At 66.2% G+C, this 9,997-nt stretch carries 14 protein-coding genes; 11 read left to right on the forward strand and 3 right to left on the reverse strand.

Translation table 11 applies throughout. The features are described 5' to 3' along the window. Positions 1–148: 148 nt before the first annotated feature. The 8 genes from infA (at position 149) to truA (ending at position 4,835) form a co-directional block, all read left to right on the forward strand. A complete protein-coding gene (gene infA / locus BR31_RS0123755; RefSeq protein ID WP_003418601.1) occupies positions 149–370 on the forward strand; it encodes a translation initiation factor IF-1 in 222 nt (73 codons plus the stop codon). Positions 371–450: 80 nt separating this feature from the next. Then, positions 451–564 (forward strand): 50S ribosomal protein L36, encoded by a 114-nt coding sequence (rpmJ, locus tag BR31_RS0123760; protein ID WP_025347279.1) that lies wholly within the window; start codon positions 451–453, stop codon positions 562–564. Between the two features lie 227 nt (positions 565–791). Beyond that, the gene (gene rpsM, locus BR31_RS0123765; protein ID WP_027503171.1) at positions 792–1,166 is read left to right on the forward strand and encodes a 30S ribosomal protein S13; all 375 of its coding nucleotides are present in this window, start codon (positions 792–794) and stop codon (positions 1,164–1,166) included. Beyond that, positions 1,166–1,576: a 30S ribosomal protein S11 gene (gene rpsK, locus BR31_RS0123770; RefSeq protein ID WP_027503172.1), complete on the forward strand. Its 411-nt coding sequence runs from the start codon at positions 1,166–1,168 to the stop codon at positions 1,574–1,576. The genes rpsM and rpsK overlap by 1 nt, the downstream gene beginning before the upstream one ends. A gap of 21 nt (positions 1,577–1,597) precedes the next feature. Next, on the forward strand, positions 1,598–2,203 hold the full coding sequence (gene rpsD / locus BR31_RS0123775; RefSeq protein ID WP_027503173.1) for a 30S ribosomal protein S4: 606 nt from the start codon (positions 1,598–1,600) through the stop codon (positions 2,201–2,203). Between the two features lie 116 nt (positions 2,204–2,319). Beyond that, a complete protein-coding gene (locus BR31_RS0123780) occupies positions 2,320–3,384 on the forward strand; it encodes a DNA-directed RNA polymerase subunit alpha (RefSeq protein WP_027503174.1) in 1,065 nt (354 codons plus the stop codon). A gap of 33 nt (positions 3,385–3,417) precedes the next feature. Next, positions 3,418–3,963, forward strand: a complete 546-nt coding sequence (gene rplQ / locus BR31_RS0123785) for a 50S ribosomal protein L17 (RefSeq protein ID WP_027503175.1) — start codon at positions 3,418–3,420, stop codon at positions 3,961–3,963. A gap of 2 nt (positions 3,964–3,965) precedes the next feature. Then, the gene (gene truA, locus BR31_RS0123790; RefSeq protein WP_027503176.1) at positions 3,966–4,835 is read left to right on the forward strand and encodes a tRNA pseudouridine(38-40) synthase TruA; all 870 of its coding nucleotides are present in this window, start codon (positions 3,966–3,968) and stop codon (positions 4,833–4,835) included. A gap of 21 nt (positions 4,836–4,856) precedes the next feature. Here the strand turns inward: truA and BR31_RS29855 are convergent, their stop codons facing one another. After that, positions 4,857–5,870, reverse strand: a complete 1,014-nt coding sequence (locus tag BR31_RS29855) for an EamA family transporter (RefSeq protein ID WP_081830654.1) — start codon at positions 5,868–5,870, stop codon at positions 4,857–4,859. Between the two features lie 54 nt (positions 5,871–5,924). Between BR31_RS29855 and BR31_RS0123800 the strand changes: the two genes are divergently transcribed. Next, entirely contained in the window at positions 5,925–6,479 is a 555-nt protein-coding gene (locus tag BR31_RS0123800) for a CGNR zinc finger domain-containing protein (protein ID WP_027503177.1), read from the forward strand. An 18-nt stretch (positions 6,480–6,497) separates the two neighbouring features. On the opposite strand, the gene BR31_RS0123805 is transcribed toward BR31_RS0123800, so the two are convergent. Both BR31_RS0123805 and BR31_RS0123810 read right to left on the reverse strand, forming a co-directional pair. Next, positions 6,498–6,878, reverse strand: a complete 381-nt coding sequence (locus BR31_RS0123805) for a PAS domain S-box protein (RefSeq protein WP_143069400.1) — start codon at positions 6,876–6,878, stop codon at positions 6,498–6,500. Positions 6,879–7,025: 147 nt separating this feature from the next. Further along, positions 7,026–8,168 carry an acyl-CoA dehydrogenase family protein gene (locus tag BR31_RS0123810; protein ID WP_027503179.1) on the reverse strand — a complete coding sequence of 381 codons (1,143 nt, stop codon included), beginning with the start codon at positions 8,166–8,168 and terminating at the stop codon, positions 7,026–7,028. Positions 8,169–8,222: 54 nt separating this feature from the next. Between BR31_RS0123810 and BR31_RS0123815 the strand changes: the two genes are divergently transcribed. Continuing rightward, on the forward strand, positions 8,223–8,813 hold the full coding sequence (locus tag BR31_RS0123815) for a TetR/AcrR family transcriptional regulator (RefSeq protein WP_051637692.1): 591 nt from the start codon (positions 8,223–8,225) through the stop codon (positions 8,811–8,813). Positions 8,814–8,978: 165 nt separating this feature from the next. Beyond that, positions 8,979–9,997 (forward strand): Ig-like domain-containing protein (locus BR31_RS29860; protein ID WP_037178065.1); only part of this gene is annotated, 1,019 nt, incomplete at its 3' end.

Genomic DNA, 9,997 nt, shown 5'->3' on the forward strand with positions numbered 1-9,997 from the left:
TTTGGCCTGGTGAGCGAACTCCGGTAAGCTAGATCAACGGTGCGCCCTGCGTGCCGGTCGTTTCGTGCGTCTGTGCGGCTCGCCGGTTCTCTACCGCGTGCGCATCACCGTAACGGAGAACGATGCCCACCAACGGATCGCGGAGGATATGGCTAAGAAAGACGGGGCCATCGAGGTCGAGGGACGCGTAGTCGAACCGCTGCCCAATGCAATGTTCCGCATTGAGCTCGAGAACGGCCACAAGGTCCTCGCGCACATCAGCGGGAAGATGCGTCAGCACTACATTCGCATCCTGCCGGAAGACCGTGTCGTCGTAGAGCTGTCGCCCTATGACCTCTCTCGCGGTCGCATCGTCTACCGGTACAAGTAACACACACTTCCCGGGCCACATCTGGCCTGGGGGAACCATGTCCACCCACCGGTGGGCGACACACAGGAGATTAGACAGACGTGAAGGTTCAGCCCAGCGTCAAGAAGATCTGCGAGAAGTGCAAGGTGATCCGTCGTAACGGCCGGGTCATGGTCATCTGCGACAACCTGCGTCACAAGCAGCGTCAGGGATAACCACCTGCACGACTTGCGATCGGCTTGTCCGACGCAACTGAAAAGAAGACCTCTCAGCACCAGCCGGGATGACGGCCAACGGGTTTCGACCCGAACAGCACATCCCGGTGCACCCCCGGCACGGAGGCCGGGGCCCCACTGAGTTAGTTGAAAGACGCTCTGAGCGATCAGAGGACACAGGGGACGGACTGGGAGCAGACCTCCGCACACCGATAGGAAATGCCAACATGGCACGTCTCGCAGGTGTTGATCTTCCTCGCGAAAAGCGCATGGAGATCGCACTGACCTACATCTACGGCGTCGGCCGTACCCGCTCCAAGGAGATCCTCGCGGCCACGGGTGTCAACCCGGATCTGCGCAGCAAGGACCTCAGTGACGAGGATCTGACCAAGCTCCGCGAGTACATCGAGGAGTCGCTGAAGGTCGAGGGTGACCTTCGCCGCGAGGTTCAGGCGGACATTCGTCGCAAGATCGAGATCGGCTGCTACCAGGGCCTGCGCCACCGTCGTGGTCTGCCCGTGCGTGGACAGCGCACCAAGACCAACGCGCGCACCCGTAAGGGCCCCAAGCGCACCATTGCCGGCAAGAAGAAGGCGAAGTAATGCCCCCTAAGTCACGCACCGGTCCGAAGAAGACCCAGAAGGCACGTCGCAGGGACAAGAAGAACGTCCCGCACGGCGCAGCTCACATCAAGAGCACCTTCAACAACACCATCGTGTCCATCACGGACCCGTCCGGCAACGTCATCTCCTGGGCGTCCTCGGGCCACGTGGGCTTCAAGGGTTCGCGTAAGTCGACCCCGTTCGCCGCTCAGCTGGCCGCCGAGAGCGCTGCCCGCAAGGCGCAGGAGCACGGCGTGAAGAAGGTCGACGTCTTCGTCAAGGGCCCCGGCTCGGGACGCGAGACCGCGATCCGCTCGCTGCAGGCTGCTGGCCTCGAGGTCGGCACCATCTCCGATGTCACCCCTCAGCCGCACAACGGCTGCCGTCCGCCCAAGCGGCGTCGGGTCTAGCGGGAAGGAAAGGTTTAGAAAATGGCACGTTATACCGGCCCCATCACCCGCAAGTCGCGTCGTCTGCGCGTCGACCTCGTCGGAGGAGACCAGGCGTTCGAGCGTCGCCCTTACCCGCCCGGCCAGCACGGCCGCGCGCGGATCAAGGAGAGCGAGTACCTGCTCCAGCTGCAGGAGAAGCAGAAGGCTCGCTTCACCTACGGCGTCATGGAGAAGCAGTTCGTCCGCTACTACAAGGAAGCGGTGCGTCGCCCGGGTAAGACCGGCGAGAACCTGCTGCGCATCCTCGAGACCCGTCTCGACAACGTCGTGTACCGCGCCGGACTGGCCCGCACCCGTCGTCAGGCCCGTCAGCTCGTCAGCCACGGCCACCTTCTCGTGAACAACAAGAAGGTCGACATCCCGAGCTTCCGCGTTTCTCAGTACGACATCATCGATGTCAAGGAGAAGTCGCTGAGCACGCTGCCGTTCCAGGTTGCCCGCGAGACCGTCGGCGACCGTCCGGTTCCCGGCTGGCTGCAGGTCGTTCCGGGTCGCCTCCGCGTCCTGGTCCACAATGTGCCCGAGCGCGCGCAGATCGACGTTCCGCTGCAGGAGCAGCTGATCGTGGAGCTGTACTCGAAGTAATGCCTTGTGCCCCGTGCGCCTCTCCGACAGCTCCGGCTGTCGGGGGGCGCACGGGGCCGGAGGCGCCATCCATCGTGGGCGTCAAATAGCGGACGTCCGTACAGGAGGAAAACCACATGCTCATTTCTCAGCGACCCACGCTGACCGAAGAGGTCATCGCTGACAACCGCTCGAAGTTCGTCATCGAGCCCCTTGAGCCCGGCTTCGGGTACACCCTCGGCAACTCGCTTCGCCGCACCCTGCTGTCGTCGATCCCCGGCGCTGCTGTCACCAGCATCCGTATCGACGGCGTCCTGCACGAGTTCACCACCGTTCCCGGCGTGAAGGAAGATGTCACCGACATCATCCTGAACCTCAAGGGCCTGGTCGTGAGCTCCGAAGAGGACGAGCCCGTCACCATGTACGTCCGCAAGCAGGGCCCCGGTGCCGTGACTGCAGGCGACATCGTGCCCCCGGCCGGCGTCACGGTGAACAACCCGGATCTGCACATCGCCACCCTGAACGACAAGGGCAAGCTGGAGATCGAGCTCGTCGTCGAGCGCGGTCGAGGCTACGTCCCCGCCGTCCAGAACAAGGCGTCCGGCGCCGAGATCGGCCGTATCCCGGTCGACTCGATCTACTCGCCGGTGCTCAAGGTCACCTACAAGGTGGAGGCCACCCGCGTCGAGCAGCGCACCGACTTCGATCGGCTCGTGCTGGACGTGGAGACCAAGAACTCCATCACTGCTCGGGATGCGCTCGCCTCGGCGGGCAAGACCCTGGTTGAGCTCTTCGGCCTGGCCCGTGAGCTGAACGTCGAAGCAGAAGGCATCGAGATCGGACCCTCGCCCGCCGAGGCCGATCACATCGCTTCCTTCGGACTGCCGATCGAGGACCTGGACCTCACCGTCCGTTCCTACAACTGCCTCAAGCGCGAGGGTGTTCACACCGTCGGCGAGCTGGTTGGTCGCACCGAGTCCGATCTGCTGGACATCCGCAACTTCGGTCAGAAGTCCATCGACGAGGTGAAGGTCAAGCTGCATTCGCTCGGCCTTGCCCTCAAGGACAGCCCGGCCTCCTTCGATCCGACCACCGTTGCCGGCTACGACGCCGCCACCGGAACCTGGAGCGACACGGACGCCGGTGCCTTCAACGATGCCGACGGCAACGACCAGGACTACGCCGAGACCGAACAGCTGTAGTCAGCTCACCGGTTCCTTACTAGGAGATTCATCATGCCCAAGCCCAAGAAGGGTGCCCGCTTCGGCGGGTCGGCTTCGCACCAGAAGGCGATCTTCGCCAATCTGGCCACCGCGCTCTTCGAGCACGGTCGCATCACCACCACCGAGGCCAAGGCCAAGGCCCTGCGGCCCTACGCCGAGAAGCTCGTCACGCACGCGAAGGCCGGCACGCTGGCCCACCGTCGTGAGGTGCTCAAGGTCATCCGCAACAAGGATGTCGTGCACACCCTGTTCGCGGAGATCGGTCCGTTCTACGCGGAGCGCGATGGTGGCTACACCCGCATCATCAAGACCGTCCCCCGCAAGGGTGACAACGCTCCGATGGCGATCATCGAGCTCGTCAAGGAGCAGACCGTCACCTCCGAGGCCAACCGCGCGCGCCGCGTGAAGGCTTCGCAGGAGGCCCCGGCCGAGAACGTCGTGGAGGCCGTCGAGGCCGAGGCGACCGAGGCCGAGGTCGAGAACGCGGACGCAGTCGTGGAGGCCGTCGAGGACGAGACCGCCACCGCCGCCGACGCGGACGAGGCCAAGAAGGACTAACGCTGAACGCGTCAGAACCTCGCAACGAACCCGTCGCCCCCTCCGGGGGTGGCGGGTTCGTTCGCTATCGCCTCGATGTGACCTACGACGGCACCGACTTCTCCGGCTGGGCGCGCCAGCCCGGGCTCCGGACCGTGTGCGGGGTGCTCGAGCAGGCACTGTCGACCGTGTTCCGCGAACCTGTCGAACTGACCGTCGCCGGCCGCACCGACGCGGGCGTGCACGCGGCCGGACAGGTAGCGCACATGGACCTCACGGCGCCGCTGGACGATCCCAGCCGGCTGGTTCGCCGATTCGCGCGGTTCCTGCCGCCGGACGTCCGGATCAAGGCGATCACCGCGGTGCCCGCGGAGTTCGACGCCCGCTTCTCAGCGATCCGCAGGCACTACGAGTACCGCATCAGCACGGCGAAGTACGGCGTCGAGCCGTTGCGGGCCCGCGACACGGTGTCGGTGCCGAAGGACCTCGACCTGGACGCGATGAGAAGGGCGTCGGCCGGGCTGCTTGGCCTGCACGACTTCGCCGCCTTCTGCAGGCGGCGCGACGGCGCCACCACGGTTCGGGAGTTGCAGCGCTTCGACTGGACCGTGTCCGATGACATCGTCACCGCGCACGTCAGCGCGGATGCCTTCTGCTGGTCGATGGTTCGCAGCCTGGTCGGCGCGATGCTGGCGGTTGGCGAGGGCCGCCGCAGCGTCGAGTGGACGGTCGGGCTGTTGGAGGAGCGTGAGAGGTCGAGTTCGGTGCTGGTCGCGCCTGCGCACGGGCTGAGCCTGGTGCGGGTCGACTACCCGGCCGACGAGGACCTCGCCGAGCGCAACGCCGTCACCCGTGAGGTGCGGGCGGTGCCCGGCGGTTGCTGCGGCGACTGACTGCCGTCGCCGAGTGTGCAGTTACCGGGGCGTCGGCCGTGAGGGTGCGTCGGTAGCTGCACACTCGGCGGGCTGCGGCGCCGGCAGCGGTGGGCGTCGACCGCCGGCGCCGCCGAGCCGGGCGAGCGCGATGCCGCCGAGCACCCCGGCGCCACCAACGATCTGGACGGGCGACATCGATTCGCCGAGCAGGATCAACGAGGCGAGGACCGCGAACAGCACCTCGGTCAGCAGGATCAACGAGGTCAACGTCGGCCCGATCCTGGCGACCGCGGCGCTCCCCGACAGGTAGGCGACGACGGTGCTCACGAGGATCAGCAGGGCGAGCGGGACGAACCACGCCAGCTCGACCGACCCGAGGGTCGTCTCCGCGGCCGACACGCTCAGTGGCAGCACCCCCAGCAGTCCGACGCAGCCGATCGCGACGGCGCCGACGCTCATCCCGGTCGCAGTCAGTACCAGCGGGCTGAACGTCTCGGACGTTCGGTCCGAGATGACGAAGAAGCAGGCCAGGCAGACCATCGAGATCGCAGACCAGGCGACGCCGGCGAGGCTGACCTCGACTGACCCGAACATGTCGAGCACGCCAACCGCGCCGGCCAGCGCCAGTCCCGTGCCGAGCAGGGTCACCGCGCCGGGACGTTCCCCGCGAGTCGCCCATGCCCAGCCGATGACCAGCAGCGGCGCGAGGAACTGGATCATCAGGGCGACGCCGACCGAGAGGTACTGCAGCGCCAGGAAGAAGCTGGCCTGAACGCCGGCCACCGCCATCAGCCCGTACAGCACGATCGTCTTGGCGTGCCGGTGTGCTGTGCGCAGGCCGGCCGGATCGGCGATCGCGGCGACGAGCAGCATCACGACGGCGGCACCGGCGATCCGGGCCAGCACCGTGCCGCCGGGGGACCAGCCGACACCCATCAGCGACTTGGCGAACGGACCCGACAGCCCGAAGGTGAAGGCGGAGAGCACGCTCAGGCCGGTACCGGTCCGGATGGCAGCGGCCGCACTGCTGTGCACGTCGGCGTCTCCTGTCATGGGTGAAATCTGATTAGACTCATGACGGTATGAGGCGAGTCGTCAGGAGTCAAAGTGTATATAGCCCATGACACCGAGAGGGCCCTGATCGGCGCGACGGCATTGGTCAACACCGGCCTCGGCGGCCGTGAGCTGCTGCCCGACGTGGCCGCACTCGACGCGTTCCTGACCGAACACGACTGGAGCGGCAGACGGGACGGCACCGAGTCTGAGTTGCGCGCGGTGCGGGCGCTGCGGCCACGGCTCGCTCGGTTGTGGGAGTCGGGCAGCGACCGCGACGCGGCGCAGATCGTGAACGCGTTGCTCCGTGAGGCGAAGGCCATGCCCCGGCTGACCGAGCATGGCGACTGGGGCTGGCATCTGCACGTGACCGCGGACGACGATCCGTTGGTGCACCGGATGGGAGCCGAGGCGGCGATGGCGATCGTCGACGTGATCCGCGTCGGCGACCTGGACCGGCTCCGTCACTGCGTGGCACCCGATTGCGATTCGGTGCTGATCGACTTGTCCCGCAACAGGTCCCGCCGGTACTGCGACACGGGGAACTGTGGGAACCGGGCGAACGTGGCGGCGTACCGGGCGCGCAGGGCGGAGGCCGCCGCGCGCTGAGTCATGCGGTGCTGCGGGTCAGCCCTGCCGCGCGACGCCCTCGACCACGGTCATCACGACGGTTTCGGCGTTGTGGCGGGCGACCGATTTGTTCACCTTGACCCGGATGACGCCGCCGTCCTTGCGCACCAGGTCGACATCGGCGGACAGGCCGAGTTGTTCGCCGTTGATCAACTGGGTGTGCCCGCGATCGTGTTCTTCGATGAGGCTCGGATGGACGAACTGGCGAGGACCGAGGCCGCGCGCCTCGGGCAGTGAGTACCCGAGGAGGTCAGCGAAGGCCCGGTTGACGTCGACAACGTGATCGTCGCTCTTGTGCACGATGACCGGCATGTTGACGTTGTGGATGAGTGCCCGATAGTGGGCCCCACTGATCGCACTCACGGAACTCGAAGACACCCGCGACCTCCCGACTGGTCTGCGCAAGCACTCGATCCAACGTTGTGGATCGTTCAACCAATGTGACAGCGGGGGAAGTGTAAGTGCAACGTGATGGGCAACACATCGGTTTTCTGTGTGTAGAGCACCGAAATGGTTTTGGTCCGGTCAGCCCGCCAGGGATCGAGCGATCACGAGGCGCTGAATTTGATTGGTGCCCTCGAAGATCTGGGTGATCTTGGCCTCGCGCATGTACCGCTCCACCGGGAAATCCTGGGTGTAGCCGTACCCGCCGAAGACCTGGACGGCATCGGTGGTGACCTTCATCGCGGCGTCGGTGGCGACGAGTTTCGCGACGCTGGCGTTGCGCGAGTAGGGGACACCGGCGTCGCGCCTGCGTGCCGCGTCCAGGTAGGTGGCGCGGGCCGAGTCGACCGCGGCGGCCATGTCCGCGAGCAGGAACCCGAGGCCCTGGTGGTCGATGATCCGCTTGCCGAAGGCCTTGCGCTCCTTGGCGTACGCGACGGCGTCGTCGAGCGCGCCCTGGGCGAGCCCGACCGCGACCGCGGCGATGCCGAGGCGGCCCGAGTCGAGCGCGCTGAAGGCGATGGGCAGGCCCTGTCCCTGCGCTCCGATCAGCCGTTCCTGCGGGACGAAGGCGTCGTCGTAGTGGGCGGACGTGGTGGGGACGGCGCGCAGCCCCATCTTCTCCTCGGGCTTGCCGAAGGTCAGACCCGCTGTGTCCTTGTCCACCAGCAGGCAGGAGATGCCGCGCGGACCGTCGTCGCTGGTCCGCGCGAACAGGGTGTAGAAGTCGGCCCGGCCGCCGTTGGTGATCCAGGCCTTGGCTCCGTTGACCCGGAAGCCGCCGTCCACTGGTGTCGCCTTGCAGCTCAGTGCGGCGGCGTCGGAGCCGGCCTGCGGCTCGGAGAGGCTGTACGCGCCGATGGTGTTGCCGCCCAGCATGTCCGGGAGCCACCGGGACTTCTGTTCGTCGGTGCCATGGGTGGCCAGCGCGAAGCAGGAGAGGCTGTGCACGCTGGTCGCGACGGCGACGGCGGCCCAACGCGCGGCGAGCTCCTCGAGCACCTGCAGGTACACCTCGTACGGCTGGTTGCCGCCGCCGAACTCCTCGGGATACGGCAGGCTCAACAGCCCGGCCTGGCCGAGGGCGGGGAAGACGCCTTCGGGGAAGGTCTCCGTCTTCTCGTGCTCGTTCACCTTGGGGGCCAGCACCTTGTCCGCGACGTCGCGGGTCAGTTCGATCAGGTCGCGGGCTTCCTGGCTGGGCAGCAGGCGTTCGACGGGCACGGCGGGCTCCTTCGTGAGTAGTACTAGAAAAGATACTGCAGTACTGTTAGAGGTATGGCAACCCGGTCCAGTGCCCCAGCTGTGCGTGGCGCCGCGCGGCGCGCACAGCTGCTCGATCAGCTCGTCGACCTGCTCCTTCAGGAGGGCTTCGCCCATCTGACGCTCGACGACATCGCGGGCAGGTTGAGGTGTTCGAAGTCGACGCTGTACGCACTCGCGGACAGCAAGGAGCAGCTCGTCCGCACCGCGACGGTGCACTTCTTTCGGGGCGCCACCGAACGCGTCGAATCCAGGCTCGACGGCGTCGTCGGCGCTCGCGAACGAATCGGGACCTATCTGGAGGCGGTGGGCGAGCAACTCCGGCCGGCCTCGACCCGCTTCATGGACGATCTCGCGAGCAACGCGGCGGCCCGCGAGATCTATGAGCGCAACACGCGGTTTGCCGCCCGCCGAGTGCAGGAACTGATCACGGCCGGGGTCCGGGAGGGTGAGTTCCGGGACGTCAACGCCGCCTTCGTCGCCGACGTGGCCGCGGCGATGATGGTCCGCATCCAGCAGCGCCGGGTCGCCGAGTCAACGGGACTCCCGGACGCCCAGGCGTATCTCGAACTCGCAACGCTGCTCACCAACGGTCTCGCGGTATGAGTCTCTGAACTGCATCTTTCCTGTTGGACGAATGTCCGTATGGGCAATCATCTCAATTTGGCATCTTAGTGTTGGACGGTTGGTTATGGTTGCCGCATTTCGTGCGATCTGTAACCGGTTCTGGCTATGCATTCGCGCGGTCCCTGGATGCATGGAGGAACGAGAATGTCTCATGCGGTGATGCGTCGCGCGGTGGCGGCGGTGAGCGCGGCCGCCGTTGTCGCCCTTGGTCTCGGGGTCGGTGGTGGTGTCGCGTCGGCGGCGCAGACGTCGGCGACGGTGACGACCACGAACATCGTGGCGACGAAGACGCTGCTGGGTGATGGTTCGGTGTTCCCGGGTGAGGTAGTGACGTACCGGACCGAGTTCTCGGTGAACAGCATCATCGATCGGTACCTGAACAAGATCACCGATGTGCATCCGGCCGGGTTCGAGTATGTGCCTGGTAGCGCGAAGGTGACGGCGGCGTCGACCTCCTCGCCGACGCCGAGCGTGGATGTGGCCAACAACCGGGTGTCGGTATCGAACTCGGTGAGCGCCTGGATGCTGTCGAAGAACGTCAACCGCAAGGTGTCGTTGGAGCTGTCGTACAAGGTTCCGGACAACGCGCCCGCAGGCACGTTCAACAGTGGTCTGACGTTCGACGTGAACACCTTCGGTTCGACCCAGACGTTCAATCCGATCGGCGTGACGATCGACGTGCAGACTCCGCCGGACGTCGCGACGACGACGACGCTCACCGCGCCTGCGACGGCGAATGTCGGCGCCGCGGTTGAGTTGAAGGCGACTGTGTCGCCTGCTGCTGCGGGTGGCACGGTGCAGTTCAAGGATGGCGCCGCGAACATCGGTGGTCCGGTTGCGGTGAACGCCGGTGTGGCGACCCTGTCCCACACCTTCGATGCGGCGGGTGCGAAGTCGATCACCGCTGTGTACTCGGGTGGTGCCGGTTTCACTGGTTCGACCTCTGCTGCGGCAACGGTGACGGTCTCGGTTCCGGATGAGGCGACCACGACGACGCTGACGGTTCCGGCGACGGCGAATGTCGGTGCGGCGGTTGAGTTGAAGGCGACGGTTGCTCCTGCTGCTGCGGGTGGCACGGTGCAGTTCAAGGACGGTGCCGCGAACATCGGTGGGCCGGTTGCGGTGAACGCCGGTGTGGCGACCCTGTCCCACACCTTCGATGC

The organism is Rhodococcus sp. UNC363MFTsu5.1 (assembly GCF_000686785.1).
GTDB lineage: Bacteria > Actinomycetota > Actinomycetes > Mycobacteriales > Mycobacteriaceae > Rhodococcus_G > Rhodococcus_G maanshanensis.